Here is a 20,155-nt window from a genome sequence, read left to right on the forward strand (position 1 = left end):
GGATAAATACCCATTTTGGCCGGGAGGAGACGAAAAGACAGCACGAAAAAAACGGCCGCGCTCCCGGATGGGGGCACGACCGCTTTTTTGCGGCCCGGGCGGCAGAGCGCCGGCGGGCAGAGATACAAAGATACTATACGCGCTGTGCAGCTGGTCAGACCAGGGCAAAATCGACCTGTCCCAGCGAGACGTTGGTGTTGGTGGTCTTGACGGTGATGGGGTCGCCGATGGAGATGGTCTTGCCGCCGGCGTGATCGACCAGCTTGATATCGTCGACCAGCTCGTAATCGCTGCCCTCGATGGTGGCCAGGCGCACCAGTCCCTCACAGCTGTTCTCGAGCTGGACGTAGAAGCCGTAGGGGGCCACGCCAGAGACGATACCGGGCATATCCTGCCCGATGAACTGCTGCATGTACTGGGCCTTGTAGGCGTCGTCACAGTCGCGCTCGGCCATCATGGCGTTTATTTCGCACTGGGTGGAGTGGGCGGAGGAATCGACCACGAAATCGTCGTACCGCGCCCTGATCTCGGAGGCCGGTACGCCGCTCAAAAAGTCGGTGATGATGCGGTGGATGGAGAGATCGGGGTAGCGGCGGATGGGCGAGGTGAAGTGGGCGTAATCGTCGAGCGACAGGCTGTAGTGGCCCAGGGGCTGCTCGCTGTACTTGGCTTTGGCCATGGAGCGCAGAACCATTTTATGGATGAGGATCTGCTCGGGTTTGCCGCGGGAGAGATCGAGGATCTCGGCCAGCTTTTTGGTGGGTACCCCAGCCTTGATGTCGGTGTAGGGGTAGCCGAAAGCCTTGAGGATGGTGCGCAGCGTCTCGAGTTTGATGCCGTCGGGATCTTCGTGTACGCGGTAGACAAAGGGCAGCTTGTTTTTGCGGCCCAGGTTGGCGGCACACTCGTTGGCGATGAGCATGAGCTCCTCGATGGCCTTTTCGGAGGCGCCGCGGTCGCGCACCACGATATCGACGGGGTCGCCCTCTTCGTCCATGATGATCTTGCTCTCGTTGGACTCGATATTCATGGCGCCGCGGGCAAAGCGGTTGTCCTCGAGTATCTGGGCCAGCTGGCCCATGAGCTGCAAGCTGTCGATCACCTGGGCGTAGGCCTCTACGATGTCGGGGCTGGCGGTGCCGTCGAGCAGGGCGTTGACCTCGCTGTAGGCGCACTTTTTGCGGGAGCGGATGATGGTCTTGGCAAAGCGGTAGTCTTTGATGTGGCCCTGCTCGTCGAGCTGGGCGATACAGGACAGGGCCAGGCGGTCCTCGTCGGGGTTAAGGGAGCAGACGCCGTTAGAGAGCTCTTTGGGCAGCATGGGCACTACCGAATTGGCGTAGTACACCGAGGTGCCGCGCTCGAAGGCCTCGCTGTCGAGAGCGGTGTCGGGGCGGACGTAGTGGGACACGTCGGCGATGTGCACGCCCAGCTGATAGCCGTCGGCCGTTTTTTGCAGCGAGATGGCGTCGTCGATATCTTTGGTCTCTTTGCTGTCGATGGTGCAGATGACCCAGTCGCGCAGGTCCTCGCGGCCGGCGAAATCGTCGGGGCAGACGCCGCGCTCGAACACCTGGGCGGCCTCCTGCAGCGTCTCGGGCTCGAAGTTCAGTTTGATGTGGTTTTGGTGCAGGATGGCGTCGGCGCAGAACTTGGCGCGGCCGGAGTCGCCGAACACCCGCTCGATGGCGGCGATGTGGCCGAAGTGCTTGCGGCCCCGCACCACCAGTTTGACGAGCACCTTGTCGCCGTCTTTGGCCTCGCCCAGGGTGGAGCGGCGGACCTTGATCTCGGTTTTGGGCATGCAGTCGAGCACCACGAAACAGCTGTCGCCGGAGAGGTGCAGCACGCCGACAAAGGCGCCGTCGGGGTCGGGGATGACCTGGACGACTTCGCCCTCCAGCGACATGCCCACCCGGCCCGGGCGGGTGCGCAGGAGCACCTGCTCGCCGGTCATGGCGCCCATGAAGTAGCGGCCGGGAATGAAGACCTGGGTCTTCTCCTCGTCGTCGAGCTGGGCAAAGCCGAAGCTGCCGGCCACCTTGACGATCTCGCCGCGCTTGAGATCCAGCCGCTCGGGCAGGGCAAAGCCCTGCTCGCCGAACAGCACCTGGCCGCTCTTTTCCATCTGGTCGAGACAGCTGCGGATCTGGGGCTTGGAAAAGCTGGCCGCACGGGTGCAGATCAGCTTGAGGGGGACGTAGGGGTTTTTGGTCTCGCGGAGTATTTTTTCTATCGTTTTTTGCAGTTTGATAAACGGTCACCTGTCTTTCAAGGGCGGCCCGGCCGCCGGTAAGTAAACTTCTGTGCCACTGTATGCGCCCGCCCCTTTATTGTGGGCAGCGCCCGGGGCGGGCATACCCCGCCCCGATGGGCACACACAACAAAACACCCTGCACTAGGTGGCAGGGTGTTTTTCTCATTTGGAAAATATTCCGAATACACCGACTAAAAGTGTAAGCGCGAAAAACGCAACGCCCGCTATTTTGGTCCACTTGGCCAGCAGTGCGTCAGGGGTCCTGCCGCCGGAGCTTCCCAAATAAGACTGCGCCGAGCCGCCGCTGATGGTGTTTGACATACCGGATGTCGGCTCCTGCATGATGACCATTAAAATAATGACCAGGCAGGAGATGAGCAGTAGTACGCCCGCCACGATCTGAACTGTGTTCACGGTGCCACCTCCGAAGTAAAGCTATGTTCTCACAATAATCAATATAATAGCATATCTGCTATAAAAAAGCAACCAATGGCGGCGATAAATTTTTGTATACACCAACCAGCGGCGGGTATACTACCAGTGTCCATATCACCTTACTTTTTGGCGTTTGCGATTAGGGTGCCATGGACCGGGGGCCGGCGCTCATAGCCGGCCTTTTTTGGCGTGTTTTGCCACCTTTGGCCCCCGGTACCGGCACCGGCGCAAATTTGCGCTTTACCTTGACGCGGCGTAAGGGCTTATCGTATAGTTACAGCAGAAATGCGTGATGAGGAGGCCGACAGATGTCTTTTACCGTGAGCCAACTGGCAAAGCTGGCGGGGATAAGCCCCCGGACCCTGCGCTATTACGACCAGATCGGCCTGCTGGCGCCCCAACATACCACTGCCGCCGGTTACCGCCTGTACGGCGCCGAGCAGGCCGACACACTGTGGCAGATACTCTTTTACCGGGAGCTGGGGCTACAGCTGGGCGAGATACGGGCGCTGCTGCGCGACCCGAGCTACGACCGCCGGCAGGCACTGACCGACCACCGCCGCCGTCTGCTGCAAAAAAGAGAGAAACTGGAGCGGCTATTGGGCGCGGTGGACCGCGTGCTGGCCGCTGACGACACACAGGAGGTGTTTTTATTGGAAGAGAGATTTGACTGCTTTAAAGAGCAGCTGGTGGCTGAAAATGAGCGCCGCTACGGCAAAGAGGTGCGGGCCAGATACGGAGATGCAGCGGCCGACAGCGCGAACGCGGCGATGCTCTGCATGAGCCGGGCCGACTACGACCGCTTTACCGCGCTGGAAAAGGAGATCCTGCGGCAGCTGGACGCGCTGTTTGCCGCAGGGACGCCGACCGACGCGCCGGCGGCGCGGGAGCTGGCCGAAAAGCACCGCCAGTGGCTGACTGCCAGCTGGGGCCACTACGACCCGGCGGCCCATGCGGCGCTGGCGGCGGGCTATGTGGCCGACGACCGTTTTCGCGACTACTACGACCGGGGCACTGCCGGGCGGGCGGTGTACCTGCGTGATGTGATCGCCCACTACACCCAGTCGCTATAACGCCAAAAGAGGGGGGACTACCGGGTAGTCTCCCCTCTTTTTATGTTGCGGTGCAGATGGCTGCACCCATGTCAATTTTGCAGCTCGGTGTGGGACTGCTGCAGCGCGCGCTCGGACCGGCCGGCATATTTTGCCATGACCAGGGCGATACACAGTAGCGCGGCGGCAAAGCCTAGCTGCACGCCCATTGCCTGCCAGATCTCGACGGGGACCCCGCCCGAAAAGCTGCTGATCTTACAGATGCGGTTGAGGGCTACCGAGTACCAGTAGGTGGGGGTAAAGTGGGCCACGGCCAGCATGCCTTGACCCAGGTACTCCAGCGGGACGAACACGCCGCCCAGAAAGCTGAGACCCAGCGAGACGAAGTTGGCCACGGCGTTTTGAGTGTTGGGGCTCTTCATGAAGATGCCGGCCAGCATGGAGATGGCCATGGCCACCAGCGTGAACACCAGCGCGTTGAGCAGCATGAGCCCCAGCAGTCGCATATCGAGCACGGCCAGATCGCGGCGGTAGACGACAAAGCCCAGCAGGGTGAGCAGCAGCCAGCAAAAGAGGCTGATGATGAGGCTGTACAGCGACAGCTGCCCGTTGAGCCGGCCGGCATTCATGGGGCTGCAGAGGTTGCGGCGGCGCAGATCAGGGCGGCCAAAGGCGATGGTCACCGTGCTGAGGCAGAGCATGACCATGACCATGAGGATGTAGCTCTGCATGCGAAAGAAGATGTGGTAGCTCTCGCTGACGGGCTGGGCCTCGCCGAACTGGCGGGTGGTGACCTGCACGTGCTGACCGAGGTCGCTGATGGCGGTCTCGACGACCTGCGCGGGGTCGGCGCCGGGATCGGCCAGCAGACTGCTGCGGACCATTTGCAGGTACTGGCTGGCCAGACTGTCGGCGTAGTAGCCGCGGGCCGAGTTGGGGGTGGTGACTGTTTGTAATTGCAGCGGAGCGGCGGTGAGAAAGCTGGCGGCAAAGCCCTGGGGGATGATGACGATATAGTCGCTGGCGCGGTAGAAGGTGGCGTCTTGCAGCACCTGTATCTCGTCTTTGAGCGGCACCTCGGTGCCGTTTTGCGACAGGTAGCGGCGCAAGCCCTGGGTGATGGGGGTATCCCCGTCGCGGTCGATGATGGTGAAGGTGGGCTTTTCGGCGGTAAAGTCGGTGCTGAGCTGCTGGGCGCTCATGTCGGTGAGCAGCACCGAGAGGGCCATAAAGATGACCACGTAGATGGCCAGCGCCCCCATTTTGCGGGACATGATTTGAAAACAGGCCTTAAATACTCTCATAGCGCTGCCTCCTTACGAATGCGGCGGTGGCGGCGAACATGACCGCGGCCATGGCCAGCAGGATACCGATGTTGAGGAAGTACTGGCTGTAGCCATCGTAGCAGTACAGGCAGTAGAATGCGTCGGAGATGCGGGCGGCGGGATTGAGCCAGGAGACCACCGGCAGCTTTTGCGCCACGGTGTAGTTGATACCGGACACCATGAGGCCGGACAAAAAGCTGAGCACCATGATGACCGAGATGAGGATGGCGGTCTTGGGCCCATCTTTGATGCGGTGGTTGACCGAGACCAGCGCGCCAAAGGCCACCCCGACCAGGCTGCCCACCAGACAGGTGAGCAGCACCAGCGGCATTTTACCGCCGAAATCTACCCCCAACACGTAGCGGATATAGAGGACGACGATACCCACACAGGCCGCGTGTACGGTGATGCCGCCGAGCAGATCGGCCGAGACCAGTATGTGCCGGTTGGTGGGAGCCATCGTTTGGCGGGCGCCCACCGGCGACAGGTTGGCCTGCAGGCGGTCGACGCTGGTGAGGCCCTGAAAGCTGCCGTAGAGGCAGACCATGGCCAGCAGTGCGTAGAAGTAGCCCACCTTTTCGGTGACCGGGTTTTTGGTGAGGCTGATACCCTCGGTAAAGTCTTGCCGGGCGATGAGCGCGCGCAGCTGCTGCGGGTCGCTGACGCCGGCGGCCACGGCGCGGGAGACGGTGTTTTTGGTCTGCTGGTAGCTGTCGAGAAAGCCGCGCAGGACCGTCTGCTCTATGCCGCTGCCGGAGACGGCCAGCTGGGGGACATCACCGGCCAGGATATAGCCGGACACCTTTTCATTTTGCAGCAGTGTGTCGGCCTGCTGGGTGCTGTCGACATAGGTGATAGAGAGCAGGGCGCTGTCGCCCTGCGAGACCTGCTGCAGGGCGGTCTGCAGTGTTTGGTCCTGCTGGTAGGCGCTGTCGCGCACCACCGCTACCGGCACCGTTTGCAGCTGGGCCGTCTCGTCGAGCGAGCCGAAGGCAAAATAGAACAGAGTGGCCATCATCAGCGGGAACACCCAGGTCCAGACCAGAGTCGTGGGGTCGCGCAGGGCGGCGCGGATGCGCTTGAGATAGATGTTGCAAAACATGGCGTTTTCCCCCTTAATCCCGCAGTTGTTTGCCGGTGATCTCTAAAAATACGTCGTTTAGGGTGGGCGGCTCGGAGAACACCCGTCCAAAGGGCAGCTGCCGCTGGCGCAGCAGGTCGAGCACGGCGATCATCTGGTGGCCGCCCATCATGCAGTGGGCGACGAGCTGGCCGTTTTGGTAGCTGACCTGGCGCACCCCGTCGATGGCCTGTATCTCGCGCAGCACTGGGGCGGGCAGGTCGGGCAGCTCGACCGAGAGCTTTTCGCCGGTGCGGATCATGGCCTTGAGCTCCTCTTTGGTGCCGGTGGCGACAGCGCGGCCGCGGTCCATGATCATGATGCGGGAGCAGAGCTGCTCGACCTCCTCCATGTAGTGGGAGGTGTAGACCACGGTGGCCCCCTGGGCGTTGAGACGGCGGATGCCCTCGAGGATGTTGTTGCGGCTCTGGGGGTCGACGGCCACGGTGGGCTCATCCATGAAGATGAGGCTGGGACGGTGGGCGATGCCACAGGCGATGTTGAGCCGCCGCAGCAGGCCGCCGGAGAGCTTTTTGGGCAGAAACTTGCGGTACTCGCCCAGGCCCACAAAATCGATGGCCTCATCGACCAGCTCGCGGCGCTTTTTGCGGTCGGCCACGTAAAGGCCGCAGAAATAGTCGATATTCTCGAGCACGGTGAGCTCGTGAAACACGGCCACGTTTTGCATGACTACGCCGATCTTCTGCTTGCTCTTGTAGTTTTGCGGGCTCATGGGGGAACCGAACAGCGACACCTCGCCGCGGTCGTAGTGCAAAAGCGAGAGCATGCAGTTGATGGCGGTAGTCTTACCCGAGCCGTTGGGACCCAGCAGGCCGAAGATCTCCCCCTCCTGCACCGACAGGTCGAAGTGGTCGAGGGCGACCAGGTCGCCGTAGCGCTTGACGAGATTTTTTACTTCTATGATCAATGGAATACGCCCCTCTCTATTTTTGGGTGGTGGGCGGCGGGGATCGCTCTCCCCTGCCCGGTATGACCAGTATACCCCACCGGGGCGGCGGTGGGCAGTGAGCGGGGGCACGAGTCGCGGTGACAATTGTCACATGTAGCCGGGTGCGATTGCATAAAGGACCGGCTTTTGTTATGCTAGAGACAGAAGAGCAAGCGGGGGTGAGCGGATGCAGAAGATCGTGGATAAGGCCGTTTTGCTGGTGTTGTGCCTGCTTTTATCGCTGGCGCAGGACGCCGGGACCTTTGCGGTGGTGGGGCTGCTGACAGCGGTGGCGCTGACGGCACTGTGCAGCTACCTGCCGCGCCGGTGGGGCCCGGCGTGCACGCTGCCCTACCTGCTGCTGTGCTGTGTGTACCCGCTGTTTTTGCTGTTTTTGCCGCTGTGCTGCTACGACTGCACCGGGCAGGACCGGTGGTACCTGCGCCTGGGGTGGCTGGTGCCGCTGGCGGTGAGCCTGCGCCGCACCGAGCCCAGCCTGACGGCCACCCTGACCGGGTTTTGCCTGCTGGCGGTGCTGCTGGCCCGCAAGACCGCCGCGCTGGCGGATATTTTTAGCCGCTACTACCTGCTGCAGGACAACACCCGGGAGGCGGCGATAAACCTGCAGCAGAAAAACCACGACCTGATGGAAAAACAGGATTATGAGGTGCGCCTGGCTACCCTGGCCGAGCGCAACCGCATTGCCCGCGAGATACACGACAATGTGGGGCACCTGCTGACCCGCTCGCTGCTGCAGGTGGGGGCTTTGGAGGTGGTGTACCGGGACCAGGAGCCGCTGCGGGAGCAGCTGGACCAGGTGAAAGCCACGCTTTCGGGGGCCATGGACAACATTCGCAGCAGTGTACACGACCTGCACGACGAGTCGGTAGACCTGGGGGTGCAGCTACGGGCGCTGGCCGAGAGCACCACCTTTTGCCCGGTGCAGCTGGAGTGTGAGATAGAGGACGCGCCGCGGGAGGTAAAGTACTGCTTTATCGCCATTTTGCGGGAGGCGCTGTCGAATATTGCCCGCCACTCGGACGCCACCGGGGCCACAGTGCGGGCCATCGAGCACCCGGCGCTGTACCAGCTCATCATCCAGGACAACGGCAGCCGCCGACCGGCAGAGGGCGGGCGCGGCATTGGACTGCAGAACATGCGTGACCGGGTTGAGGCGCTGGGCGGGGTATTTACCGCCGGCTACCAAAATGGGTTTCGCCTGTTTATATCGATACCAAAGGAGCACTGAGCGATGGATATCCTCATTATTGACGACGACCCGTTCGTCTGCGCCTCGCTGCAGACGATCTTGCAGGCCCAGGACGACATCGAGGTGCTGGGCACCGGCACCAGCGGCCAGCAGGCGGTGGCGCTGTACCGCCGGTACGAGCCGGACATCCTGCTCATCGATATCCAGATGAAGGGGATGACCGGGCTTGAGGCGGCGCGGCAGATACTGGCGCAATGGCCGTTGGCGCGCATTTTGTTTTTGACCACTTTTTCGGACAACGACTACATCCGCGACGCGCTGCAGATGGGGGCCAAGGGGTATCTTATCAAGCAGGATATAGAGGCCATCGCCCCGGCGCTGCGGGCGGTGTACTCGGGGCAGAGCGTATTTGGCGACGAGGTGGTGCACAAGCTGCCCGACCTGATGGGCGCCCCGACGGGGCCGGACCTCTCGGGCTTTCAGCTGAGTGAGCGGGAGCGGGAGGTGACCGAGTTGGTGGCGCTGGGGCTTTCGAACCGCGAGATCGCCGACCGGCTGTTTTTGAGTGAGGGGACGGTGCGCAATTACCTGAGTGCTATTTTGGAAAAGCTGGACCTGCGCGACCGCACCCAGCTGGCGGTATTTTACTACCGGCAGAAGTAGCGGTGGGCAGATAGCAGACATAAAAGAGGGGAGGCTTTTGATATCGCCTTATAAGGAAGTATTTTAGAAAGCAATAGACATACTGAATTATCGGTTATTGCATAAGTAACCGTTAGAGGAGTACCGAGAAGAACCGTAAAGTTTTTGTCGGTGTTTTCTTTTGGCAGATAAAAGAATTTACTGAAATTTTTAAAAATATGAATTTTTTGATATAAGAACAAAATATAGTTTTGTTCTACGAGATAGACAACTTTGAATTTGCAGAGGTTTATAATGAAAAATCAGTATATACAACTTGTTCCAGCAGACCTATCACTTGCCGAACAGGTAATTGATTACTATAGGAGAAACAGAGACTTTTTAGAATCTTTTGAACCTATACGAAGCGAGGAGTTCTTTTCTTTGGAATATCAGCAAGAAGTTTTGAGAAACGAAATGCAACGCTGTAAAGAAAAGACCGCCTTTCGTTTTTATATAAAATCAACAGACCATCCTCAAAAAATTATAGGGATGATCGGTTTGAATAACGTCGTATGGGGAGCTTTCTGCTCTGCTTTTTTGGGATATAAACTAGATGTAGGTTTTGTAAATAAAGGGTATATGTCTATGGCAGTAGGTATGCTGACAAAATATGCATTTGAAGAATTAGGCTTGCACCGAATTGAAGCGAATGTGATGCCGAAGAACAGAGCATCTTTAAGAGTTTTAGAAAAAAATCAGTTTATAAATGAGGGGCTTTCAAAATATTATCTAAATATCAACGGAATTTGGGAAGACCATATTCATATGGTCAAGATAAATTACGATATGCACGAAATTCCAGTTTGCAGAAATAAAAAACAATACTGATTTCTTAACCGATGGCTCGTGAAAAAATCACTTGTCACCGGTTTTTTGTTGTCAAAATCATATGATAATAAATGATGTCTACGGGGATAACGAGTATCGGATTTTATAAATTAAATTTGTAAAATTACTACTTCACAGCATAAAAAGAAACGGTGCAACCTCTTTTCGAGGTTACACCGTAACTTACATAGGAATTACTTCCTTCTGGGACTGCCCTTTGAGCCTTCCCTATTTTTATTTATGGCAGATGTGAAAACTAGTGGGGGCCGCCTGCCCGCCGACGGCAGATGCCCGGTACCGCGGCGGCTAAGGCCAGCCCTAACACTAGCCCCAACACCAGTGCCAGTGCCGCCGCGGCCGGCAGCGCGGTGTGGTCGCCGGTGGGTACCGGCGCAGTGCCAGGCGCCCCGGAGCCGGCTGGAACAGTGGTGGAGGCGGTGGGCTCCTCGCTGCCGCCTGTCGGCGCCGGGACAAAGATGGCGGTGACCGTTTGCGCCCCGTCGGTCACGGTGACGGTGAGCGTGCCGTCGGCACCGGCGGCGACCGCATGGTCATCGACCTGCCAGCGGGAAAACTGGTAACCGCTGGCGGGTACGGCGGTAAACTGCACGGCGGTGCCGACGGGCAGCGGCTGGCCGGACTGCACCTGCGCCGAACCGGCGCGGGCCAGCACCCGACCGCCGGCAGCATCGGCAAAATACAGGGTGCTCTCGGCCGGCAGCGGCGACTGCGCCGCCTGCTGGATCAGTACGTAGTAGCTGAAGTGATCGGTCTCGAACTGGGCCAGATCGCCGGATACGGTGACCGGGTACTGCACCAGGTCGCCGGTGGGCTCGACCCGGTAGATGAGCAGCCGGCTGCGGTCGAACCCGGCGGGAATGGGGATGGACACCTGCACCTTGCCGCCGGGCTGCACCTTGGTATCTTGCAGGTAAAGACCGATATCGAAGGCGACGAGTTGATCGGCCCGGTCGGCCAGGGCGGTATGGACGGTGTTCCAGTCATCGCTCTGCCGGTCGACCGGCTCTACCTGCAGGTGGATCTGGGCGGGGTCGGCCCCGGCGGGCAGCGACTCGGGCGGGCAGACCAGCTGCACCTGGGTATCGGGGTCTTGCAGCTGTACCGGCAGCGGCCTAAAGGTGATATTTAGGGCTACATCGGCCCGCAGCGCCGGCAGAGAGAAGCTGTTTTGCGCGACCTCTACCGGCTGTCCGCCGGCGGTGACGCTGTCGAGCTGCCAGCCGGCAGCCGGGTGGGCGGTAAAGGTGACGGTGCTGTTCCAGGGCACTGTCTGCGGGCCGCTGGGGTCGATGCTCCCCTGCCCCTGTATCTGGGTGGTGACGCGTATATCGGGGGTGTTGAGCGACCACACCGCCGGGGGCCCCGGCTGAAATGCGGCCGGGCTGTCGTCGGCAAAGGTAAACCAGTTGGCGGCAGCATCCTGACCCTGGTAGGAGATGAGCGCATCCTGATGCCGTCAGCCAGTGCCCAACAGCGACACTGCGGCCGGGCGGTCGGGATCGGCAGGGATGTACTGGCCGGTGACGGTGAGCGGGGCACCCAGCGCCAGGTCGGTGGGACCCGAGAGCTCACCCACGGTGACCGGGCTGCCGGTGATGGTGAGGGTGCTGGCCCCCTCGACGGTGGCGGTGCCGTCTTCCTCGACATAGCCCTGGGTGTAGATGGCGCCGCCGCCCGGGAAGGTGATACCGTCTATGATGTGCACCGCGCTGCTGCCGCTATAGACGGCGGCCACCCCGTCGCCGCTGTAGCTGCCGCCGCAGACCAGCTCGCGCACGGTGCAGCCGGTGAGGGTGACCGAAGTACTGCCGGCCCGGGCCGTTTTGCTGGAAAAAGCCAGCGGGCCGCCGATGGCGGCGGTGATGGTGCTGTTTTTTATATCGAGCACGGCGCTGCCCAGCACGTCGACGCAGCCGTCAGTATTCATGATAAAGCCACCGCCCAAGATGTTGCCGCCATAGGCGCCGTCGTATAGGGGGAAAGTGCTGTTTTGAATGGCGATACGGGTGCTTTGAGAGGTGGATGTAGCCGATGTGCCACTGCTCTCTCCGCCGCCGTACACATCCCCCTCGATGGTACAATCGCTGATGGCAATGTCCACGTGACCGGTATTGCCGACGGCATCACGCGCCGATACGTAGCTGCCGCCCAAGATCTCGCGCTGCATCGTGGTGCCGGAGATGGAGATCGAGACCGAGCCCACCGACACATCGGTGCCGGCAGTGCTGGTACCGCCGCCGCCCCAGAGATAGTCGTCATTGTTAGAGTAAGGCGTTACGTCGGCATTTTCAAAGCAGATGGACACCTGGCCGGTGACCTGTGCCACGCCGCCCGCCACGTCGGCCCCACCACCGCCCAGCAGCCAGCGAACACTTCCGCTGCGCACGGTGATGCTGGTGGAGGGCACCGTCTGGTTGTAGCCGCCGCCGTACAGGTAGTTTATCTTTACCCCGTCTACTGTGAGGGGGATACCGCTGGCGTACACTTCGTAGGCACCCACTGTGTAGAGCCCGCCGTCGTCGCTGCCCAGCGTGACTGTGGTGATGCCTTTATCCGGCGGCAGCTCGAGCGTGCCCTGCTCGCCCAAGTCGGCGGTGAAGAGCAGTGTGAGCGCGCCGGTATCGGCGCTGAGGCTATCCAAAGCCTGCTGGGCGGTGGCACAGTCGCCGCCGGGGCCCACCCGCAGCACGACGCCTTCTTGTGCGGTGGGAACTGGGGTAAAGAGCGAGACTGCCAAAAGCAGTGAAAGCGCCCAGGCGCAAAAGCGTTTTTTCATAACATAATCCTCCCCATCACACACTGATGGTCACAATAATCGCTCTGTTTATAAGAAAAATAAACATATTTGTTACTTCATTATACGCCTGTCATCTACAATTTGTCAAAAAAATGACGATAGGAGCAGCTGGAAAATATTCCTGTCTCTACACTGCTGTTTTGGGCAGTCATCGGCGAGAGCCCATGGGCGCCCGCCGCGGCCAGACGGCCAAAAAGCCCACCGGAGACAGACTCCCGGTGGGCTTTTAAATTGGCTGAACGGTTTCAGGAACCGCTATTTTCGCCTTTTTTCGCGGCGCAGCAGCACCGCCAGCGAGAGCAGGACGGCGACTGCCAGCAACAGGATAGCCCCCATATCCAGTGCGCAGCCGCGCAGTGCCCACAGCAGGCAGGTGATAGCGGTCATACCGCTGTAGAAAAACAGGTCTCTATATCTCATTGGGATCTTGCTCCTCCTCATCCTGTCGGCGCAGCACCAGCCAGGTATAGCCGGCGGTGCACCCGGCCGCCAGCAGTGCCAGCCAGTGCACCCAGCAGCGGCGGTGTTCGCCGGTATTTACGCCGCCATTCGCGCCGTCGCTACCGGACTGGCGGCCGCCGTCGCCGGTCGAAGTGCCGGTCTCGCCCGGCTCGATCTGGGCCTGGCGCTGGGTGAGCTGATAGGACAGCTCGACGGTGGTGGTGTTACCCAGCAGATCGGTGGCGGTGCGGCGGATGGTATAGCTGCCGGGAGCGGTGGTGTCGATACCCAGCGCGGTGATGTCGCGGCCCTGGCTGTCGAGTATTTGAATGGGCGAATAGGTGAGCGTGTCGGCCGGGTAGGGCAGCGCCGACTGCAGCCGGTAGCGTCCGTCGAACCAGCCGGCCGCTGTCTGGGCGCTGAGGTGGCCGCCAAACGGCGGGGCGATGCCGATATCCTGCACCAACTCGTCGCGCAGCAGCGCGTGGCTGATGGTGGGGTTTTGGCCGTCGGGCGTGACGGTGACCTCCGGCAGCTGATCGGGGTTTTGGGGCCAATCGGGCTGGATGGGACCGTCGCCGGGCTGTACGTGGGGCGGATCTACCACCGGGCGCTCGACAAAGGTATAGGTAAGCTGGATGGTGGTGGTGTTGCCGGCGCTGTCGGTGGCGGTGCGGGTGATGATGTACTGGCCGGGGCGGGTGGTGCCGAGCTCCGACGCCGGCTGGCCCTGGTGGGTGATGTGCAGCTGGCCCCACTGGAGCAGGCCATTGGGCTGGGAGGAGGTGACCTGATAGCGGCCGGCAAACAGATCCAGCATATTTTGCCGGGTGTACCGCCCGCCGCCGGCAGGCGGGTCTTGCAGCTGCTCGGTGATCTGGTCGATGAGGGTGCGGTGCACCTGGCCCTGATCGTCGATATCGGGCTCGGGCTGGTCTGGGGGAAATACCGCGTCATCGGGGTCTGTGTCAGGGCGACCGTCGGGGTAGGTGGTGTCGCCGCCGGGCTGCACGTCGGGAGCCTGGCCCTCTACCACGTAGAGGGTACAGACCTTGGGCGAGGCGGTGTGGCCGTCGTCATCGGCACCGTTTTGGCTGAAGGTGAGGATATACTTGCCGCAGGGCAGGTCGACCGGGATGCGCGTGGTGCTGGCGGCACCGGTCTGCGGTGTGAAACTGTTGCCCGGCTGCTCGAGACGCCAGCTGATCTGCTCGTCGTACAGCTGGATGCGGGCGGCGCCGTCGACGGTGGGCAGCGTATTGTGCACCGCCGGTGTTTTGACGCTGCCGGCAGGGGCGGTGACGGCAATATCGTCGCCGGCGATCATATCGAACACCGCCTGCGGCGACAGCGAGCCAGCTGTGGCGGCACTGTGCTGGACCGTGGCTGTGTCGTCGGCCACGATGACCGGGGCCACATCGGTCTTTTTAACGGTGACCGGGTCGCTGGTGTTGCCCGCTGCATCGACTGCCCGATACTGGTAGGTGCCGTTTGGCAGGCCGGTAAAGCCGGTGTGGGCGGCGGTCTGGACCTTGTCGCCGGCCCCGTCGGTGAGATCGTAGAGCTGTAGGTCCTGCCAACCGCCACCGGGCAATTTTACCTGCAGCTTCCACACGCCGGAGAGGCTGTCTTTTAGAGAAAAAGACATGGTGCCGCGGTCGGTGAGCTGCAGGGTGGGAGCGGTGGTATCGATTTTCAGCGTCTCGCTGGTGTCGCCGGAGCGCTTGCCGTCGGAGGTCTGTACGCCGTAAAAGTCTGTCTGGGTGCCGGCGGTGTCGGTTTCAAACTGCTTTTGGCCGTTCTCGCTGGGGGCGGCGGCGCCGTCGAAGTACAGTTCGTCGTAGGTGCTGTCGGGAGCCAGAGCGATGGTGACGGTACCGGTATACCAGCCATTTTCACCGGCCGGGCCCTCTACGATATAGTCGTAGTGGTCGGGGTCCTCGTCATCCGACACCATGGGCGCGCCCACTGTAAGCGAGGACTGGTGGTAGTAGTTGTTTTTAAAGAAATCGTCTTATAGCCGCTGGTAGACGGTGGCGGTGGTGCCGGAATCGCCGGTAACGGTGGCGTTGTAGCGGATGGTGACCGCGTCGTCGCCGGTGGGCAGCGAAAAGGCGATGCCGCTGTCTTTGGTGATGTCGTGGGTGGTATCGGTGGCGACGGGGGTACTGCCGATATAGATCTTCTGGTCGCTGCCGGTACAGGGCGTTATGCCCACGTGGGCGTTTAGGTCGCTGTTTTTGAGGGCGGCGGGAAAGCTGTAGGTGCTGCCGATATTCTGGGCGGTGGCCTCGACGGTGACGGTATCGCCGGGCAAGGCGTAATGCAGCTCTTTTGTATTGTCGCCGGGGTCGAGAAAGCGCACCGACATGGTGGGCTGGTACTGGGTGTAGCGAAAGCCGGTGAACTGCAGCTGTGCACTCAAATAGTAGGTGAGATCTCTGGTCTCTATCGTGCCCTCCATAGACAGGTAGGCACTCTCGTCGGGCACCTTGTCGTTTACATACACGGTGGTGTAGCCGTTATACATGAACGTAAAGGTGCCGCGGCCCGTACTGTCGTCCCAGTGGTAGGAGAGGCTGGCCGGCCGACCGCTGCCGAAATCGCTGGCAGCGAGATTTTTCTTATACCCGGCGACTGCACCGCCGGGGCCAAAATCGTATCGGTCTGCGGCGGCGCCGTACATGACACTGGTACAGGTAGTCCACTTGGGGTCGCTGTGCCAACCCACGGTGCCGTTGCTCCCACGGTGGTTCATCAGCATGAATTGGAGCACGTTACCGTCTTTAGAAAAGATATTAAACATTACCCAAGTGGCCATACAGACGCTCTGGTTGGGCAGTGTCGCTGTCATATCGATGCTCCAATCGGTGCGCAGAGATATCTTCTGCTTGCTCTTGGCGCCGCCACAGGCCAGGTGGCCCTTGTCCCGAATGGTGATGGTGTTGCCGCTGATGCTGGTAGGTGTAGACGAGACATTGACGATATTAAACATCTGGTTGAGGTCGGTGCACTGGGTGACCGAGCCGTCTTTTTGAGCTGCCCGGGCCGTGCTGGGTGGAGTGGGAAAGGCGGCCAGCAGCAGAGCACAGGCCAGAGCCAGCGCGACAGACCGGCCCCCACGCCGGTTCTTGTCTCGTATGAGGTGTCTCAATTTTGGTCTCCCCTTTTTTGTGTTTGTCGGCGGAGCGCAAAGAGGCCCCGAATAAAAGTAGATGTAACTAAGTGTCGCCGGCAGATACTTTTACCCCACTGCTCGACAAAGTTTTTTATTTTTTGCATTTTGGCGGCACTTGTACTATAATACCGCCGTACCAGCCAGCCATACAGGGGGTAAATTATGGGAAAATTGGGACACCACCAGCTGGAGCAGCTGGTACTACGGGCGCGGGGCGGCGACGAGCAGGCCTTTGCGCAGCTGTACCGGGCCACAGCTGCCGCGCAGTACTACCAGGCGCTGTCAATACTGGGCGATGAGCAGCTGGCGGAGGATGCGGTACAGGAGTGCTATCTGGTGCTGCACCGCTCGCTGCAGCAGCTGGAAAAGCCGCGGGCGGTAGTGGCTTTTTTAAACCGCACTACCTACCTGGTGTGCCAGAACATCCGCCGGGCCCAGGCCAGGGCCAAACCGGTAGCAGAGGCCGACCTGGAGCAGGCCGCACAGCTGCCCAGCCCCCAGGACCTGCAGCTGCGCGACACGGCGCTGACTCTGTCGGCGGCTATTGCCAAACTGCCGCAGCGACAGCGTCAGGTGCTGGCTCTGCGCTATTTTAGCCAGTACACGGTGGCCCAGATCGCAGAGATGATGCAGTGCTCTACCAGTACGGTAGACCGGCTGCTGACGGCGGCCAAACGCGCGCTGCGGCAGCAGTTGGGCGGCACCTTTGCGCTGGTGCCGATGGGGCTTTTACTGCGATACAGCTGCCGGCAGCTGCCGAGGCCGGCGCTGCCGGGCAGTGCGGTAGCGGCGGCGGTGGGGGCCACCGCTATTTTGTGTGTGGGCGGGATGCAGCTGGCCCCGTTTGACCTGCATTGCGAGCTGCAACAGTCGCCCGCGGCGGCGATACTCACCGCCTGTATCGGCGGTATACCCGCCCAGCGGGTGGAGCTGAGCGACAGCAGCGGCCGCACCACCGATATGGCCCGGAGCAAAGACGGGTGCTACACGTTGCCCATCTCCCAAAACGGGACTTATACGCTGCGGGCGGTAGCAAATACCGGCCGGGTACACCGCCGGCAGGTGACGGTGACCGATCTGGACCGGCAGGGGCCGACACTGGCCGAGATACGGCCCACCGAAGAACTGGTGTACTTTACCGTGCACGATGACAGCGGGCTGGCAGCCGACAGCTTGCGGGCGGTAGACGCGCGCGGCGAAGCGACCTATTTGGATAAGGTGGAAGGCGGCTGCTACGCCGCCGCACTGCCCAACGGCAGCTATACCCTGCTGAGCAGCGACCGGCTGGGAAACACCAGTGCCGTGCCGTTTTCGCTTACCGGCGGGCAGGCCGACCGCGTGGCTGGGGAATAAAGAAGATAGGCTTGGCGGTTACTCGCGTTTGGGGGCGCTCTCTGTATAAGAGGCCTGGGTCCAGGCGGCATATTTTTTGAAAATACCGGCCGCTGTCTACTGCCAGCTGTACGACCACGTCCAAAGTGCGGGTTTTGGACCGCTATAAAAAAATAGCCGCGGCCCTATTTTAGAAGGGACGCGGCTATTTTTATGAGAAGGCAGCTTTTACTGGCCCAAAGTCAGCTGGCTGGCCAGGTCTTCGGCGGCTATTTTGGCCCCCATAGAGGGGATGGTCTTGGTGCGGTAGCGGTGCTCGTCTTGCAGTTCGGCTCGCGCCAGCGGCACCACCGTTTGCAGCACTGCATTTTTGGTGAGCTTGATGCCGGCCACACCCTGGGTGTTTTTGGTCTGCTTGGGGGCGATGAGCGCCGAGTTGACGATGAGCATGCGGTCCAGCGAGGTGCGCAGCAAAAACTCGCTGTCCTCGGGCACCCAGTACACCGCCACCAGCGGCGACTTGTCGCTGTAGGCGCCCACCAGCTTGCGGCGGTTTTGCTTGGTTTGGTAGGCGGAGAGGTTCACCTTGGCGATCTTGCCGCTGGCAAAGAAAAACAGCATGTAGCCGCTGTAGTCGCGGGTGGGCACCATGTAGAGGGCCCGCTCGCCCTGCTCCATCTCGAGCTTGGCGGGGATAAAGTCGCCGATGAGGCTGGCTTTGGTGTCGTCGAACTGGGCGGCTTTGGCCTTATAGACCTGGCAGCGGTCGGTGAAAAACAGCAGATCGCAGTCGTTTTGGGTATCGATCTCCTGCACGACGGTGTCGCCGTCTTTGAGCTTGTGCACGCTGCTCATGCGCCAGGACTGGGGGGTGATCTTTTTGAAGTAGCCCTCGCTGGTGAAAAACAGTTTGACGTCGTAGGCCTGTACCTGCTCGCTCTCGGGCTCGTAGATCAGGTCGTCGGTGTAAGAGATCTCGGTCAGGCGGGGCTGGCCGTACTTTTTGGCCACCTCTTTGAGCTCGTCGATGATGATCTTATCCAGCTTTTTGGCGCTCTTTAAGATCTCCTCCATGCGGGCGATCTCGTCTTGCAGCTGATCTTTTTCGCTGGTGCGGCCGATGATGTACTCGCGGTTTAGGTGGCGCAGCTTGATCTCGGCCACGTACTCGGCCTGTATCTTGTCGATGCCAAACCCGATCATCAGGTTGGGCACCACTTCCTGCTCCTCCTCGGTCTCGCGGACGATGGCCACCGCCTTGTCGATATCCAGCAGGATCTTTGAAAGGCCCAGCAGCAGGTGTAGCCGGTCTTTTTTCTTTTTGAGGTCGAAGTAGATGCGGCGCTTGACGCATTCGCGGCGGAAGGCGATCCACTCGCCCAGCAGTTCCCTGACCCCCATCACCCGCGGGCTGCCGGCGATGAGCACATTAAAGTTGCAGGAGAAATTGTCCTGCAGCGGGGTCATGCGCAGCAGTTTGGCCATGAGCTTATCGGGGTCGACCCGGCGCTTTAGATCGAGGGTGATCTTGAGGCCGGAGAGGTCGGTCTCGTCGCGGACGTCGTTTAGCTCGCGCACCTTGCCCTGCTTGGTGAGGTCGACGATCTTGTCGATGATGGCCTCGACGGTGGTGGTGGGCGGTATCTCGGTGATCTCGATACAGTTTTCTTTTTCGTCGTAGCGGTAGCGGGCGCGTATCTTTAAGCTGCCGCGGCCGGTGTCGATGACCCGCTTCATCTCCTGCTCGTCATAGAGGTAGATGCCGCCGATAGCAAAGTCGGGCGCCTTGAGGGTACCGGCGATATCGAAATCGGGGTCTTTGATGAGGCCGATGGTGGTGTCGCACACCTCTTTGAGGTTAAACGAACAGATGGCGCTGGCCATGCCCACGGCGATGCCGATGGTGGAGTTGGTGAGGATGGTGGGAAAGGTGACCGGCAGCAGGGTGGGCTCTTTGGTGGTGCTGTCGTAGTTGTCGATAAAGTCGACGGTATCTTTGTCGATGTCGCGGAACAGCTCGCCGCAGATATCGTCGAGCTTGGCCTCGGTATAGCGGCTGGCAGCATAGGACATGTCGCGGGAGTAGCCCTTACCGAAGTTGCCCTTCGAGTCGACATAGGGGTGCAAAAGCGTTTGGTTGCCCCGCGACAGGCGGACCATGGTCTCGTAGATGGCGGCGTCGCCGTGGGGGTTTAATTTCATGGTGGAGCCCACGATGTTGGCCGACTTGGAGCGCGGGCCCTTGAGCAGGCCCATTTTGTACATGGTGTAGAGGATCTTGCGGTGGGCGGGCTTAAAGCCGTCGATCTCGGGCAGCGCGCGCGAGACGATGACGCTCATGGCGTAGGGCATATAGTTTTCTTCCAGCGTCTGCACGATGGGCTGCTCGACGACGATGCCGGCGCCGGCTATCTCGGCGTTGGGATTCACCTGTTTTTTGACGGTGGGTTCTTTTTTCTTTCTGGGTGCCATACAGCTCTCACTTTCTAACAGGTCATATGCCGCCCATCAGGCGGCCAAAGGGCG

At 60.6% G+C, this 20,155-nt stretch carries 16 protein-coding genes; 5 read left to right on the forward strand and 11 right to left on the reverse strand.

Annotated elements, in window-relative coordinates; genetic code table 11:
• Positions 1-154: 154 nt before the first annotated feature.
• A complete protein-coding gene (gene rnr, locus H8K20_RS08890; protein WP_186488235.1) occupies positions 155-2,254 on the reverse strand; it encodes a ribonuclease R in 2,100 nt (699 codons plus the stop codon).
• 165 nt (positions 2,255-2,419) lie between these two features.
• Positions 2,420-2,671 (reverse strand): preprotein translocase subunit SecG, encoded by a 252-nt coding sequence (gene secG, locus H8K20_RS08895; RefSeq protein WP_105204940.1) that lies wholly within the window; start codon positions 2,669-2,671, stop codon positions 2,420-2,422.
• A gap of 329 nt (positions 2,672-3,000) precedes the next feature.
• Between secG and H8K20_RS08900 the strand changes: the two genes are divergently transcribed.
• The gene (locus tag H8K20_RS08900; protein ID WP_186488140.1) at positions 3,001-3,765 is read left to right on the forward strand and encodes a MerR family transcriptional regulator; all 765 of its coding nucleotides are present in this window, start codon (positions 3,001-3,003) and stop codon (positions 3,763-3,765) included.
• Between the two features lie 71 nt (positions 3,766-3,836).
• On the opposite strand, the gene H8K20_RS08905 is transcribed toward H8K20_RS08900, so the two are convergent.
• Genes H8K20_RS08905 through H8K20_RS08915 form a run of 3 tightly spaced genes read right to left on the reverse strand, consistent with a single transcriptional unit; the run spans position 3,837 to position 7,117 of the window.
• On the reverse strand, positions 3,837-5,048 hold the full coding sequence (locus tag H8K20_RS08905; RefSeq protein ID WP_186488141.1) for an ABC transporter permease: 1,212 nt from the start codon (positions 5,046-5,048) through the stop codon (positions 3,837-3,839).
• A complete protein-coding gene (locus tag H8K20_RS08910) occupies positions 5,035-6,171 on the reverse strand; it encodes an ABC transporter permease (RefSeq protein ID WP_154867863.1) in 1,137 nt (378 codons plus the stop codon). Before H8K20_RS08910 ends, H8K20_RS08905 begins: the two co-directional genes overlap by 14 nt.
• Positions 6,172-6,184: 13 nt before the next feature.
• Entirely contained in the window at positions 6,185-7,117 is a 933-nt protein-coding gene (locus tag H8K20_RS08915) for an ABC transporter ATP-binding protein (protein WP_186488142.1), read from the reverse strand.
• A 208-nt stretch (positions 7,118-7,325) separates the two neighbouring features.
• On the opposite strand from H8K20_RS08915, the gene H8K20_RS08920 reads away from it, so the two are divergent.
• The 3 genes from H8K20_RS08920 to H8K20_RS08930 all read left to right on the forward strand — a co-directional run bounded on the left by H8K20_RS08920 (position 7,326) and on the right by H8K20_RS08930 (position 9,860).
• A complete protein-coding gene (locus H8K20_RS08920) occupies positions 7,326-8,387 on the forward strand; it encodes a sensor histidine kinase (RefSeq protein WP_105204945.1) in 1,062 nt (353 codons plus the stop codon).
• Positions 8,388-8,390: 3 nt separating this feature from the next.
• The gene (locus H8K20_RS08925; protein ID WP_186488143.1) at positions 8,391-9,011 is read left to right on the forward strand and encodes a response regulator transcription factor; all 621 of its coding nucleotides are present in this window, start codon (positions 8,391-8,393) and stop codon (positions 9,009-9,011) included.
• Between the two features lie 273 nt (positions 9,012-9,284).
• The gene (locus tag H8K20_RS08930) at positions 9,285-9,860 is read left to right on the forward strand and encodes a GNAT family N-acetyltransferase (RefSeq protein ID WP_186488144.1); all 576 of its coding nucleotides are present in this window, start codon (positions 9,285-9,287) and stop codon (positions 9,858-9,860) included.
• A 256-nt stretch (positions 9,861-10,116) separates the two neighbouring features.
• Here H8K20_RS08930 and H8K20_RS14230 read toward each other — a convergent pair whose 3' ends face one another.
• The 5 genes from H8K20_RS14230 to H8K20_RS08955 all read right to left on the reverse strand — a co-directional run bounded on the left by H8K20_RS14230 (position 10,117) and on the right by H8K20_RS08955 (position 16,273).
• Positions 10,117-11,232 carry an InlB B-repeat-containing protein gene (locus H8K20_RS14230; protein ID WP_186488145.1) on the reverse strand — a complete coding sequence of 372 codons (1,116 nt, stop codon included), beginning with the start codon at positions 11,230-11,232 and terminating at the stop codon, positions 10,117-10,119.
• Positions 11,233-11,337: 105 nt separating this feature from the next.
• Positions 11,338-12,657: a hypothetical protein gene (locus H8K20_RS08940; RefSeq protein WP_186488146.1), complete on the reverse strand. Its 1,320-nt coding sequence runs from the start codon at positions 12,655-12,657 to the stop codon at positions 11,338-11,340.
• A 276-nt stretch (positions 12,658-12,933) separates the two neighbouring features.
• Complete coding sequence (locus H8K20_RS08945; protein ID WP_186488147.1) at positions 12,934-13,098, reverse strand: hypothetical protein; 165 nt, start codon at positions 13,096-13,098, stop codon at positions 12,934-12,936.
• Positions 13,088-15,076, reverse strand: coding sequence for a hypothetical protein (locus tag H8K20_RS08950; protein ID WP_186488148.1), 1,989 nt, complete (start codon positions 15,074-15,076; stop codon positions 13,088-13,090). The genes H8K20_RS08945 and H8K20_RS08950 overlap by 11 nt, the downstream gene beginning before the upstream one ends.
• Positions 15,077-15,133: 57 nt before the next feature.
• The gene (locus H8K20_RS08955; protein WP_186488149.1) at positions 15,134-16,273 is read right to left on the reverse strand and encodes a hypothetical protein; all 1,140 of its coding nucleotides are present in this window, start codon (positions 16,271-16,273) and stop codon (positions 15,134-15,136) included.
• A gap of 186 nt (positions 16,274-16,459) precedes the next feature.
• Here H8K20_RS08955 and H8K20_RS08960 point away from each other — a divergent pair, with 186 nt between their 5' ends.
• A complete protein-coding gene (locus H8K20_RS08960) occupies positions 16,460-17,650 on the forward strand; it encodes an RNA polymerase sigma factor (RefSeq protein ID WP_186488150.1) in 1,191 nt (396 codons plus the stop codon).
• Between the two features lie 207 nt (positions 17,651-17,857).
• On the opposite strand, the gene H8K20_RS08965 is transcribed toward H8K20_RS08960, so the two are convergent.
• A complete protein-coding gene (locus H8K20_RS08965) occupies positions 17,858-20,101 on the reverse strand; it encodes a DNA gyrase/topoisomerase IV subunit A (protein WP_186488151.1) in 2,244 nt (747 codons plus the stop codon).
• Positions 20,102-20,155: the final 54 nt, after the last annotated feature.

This window comes from Neobittarella massiliensis (ex Bilen et al. 2018) (assembly GCF_014269355.1).
Taxonomy (GTDB): Bacteria; Bacillota; Clostridia; order Oscillospirales; family Ruminococcaceae; genus Neobittarella; species Neobittarella massiliensis.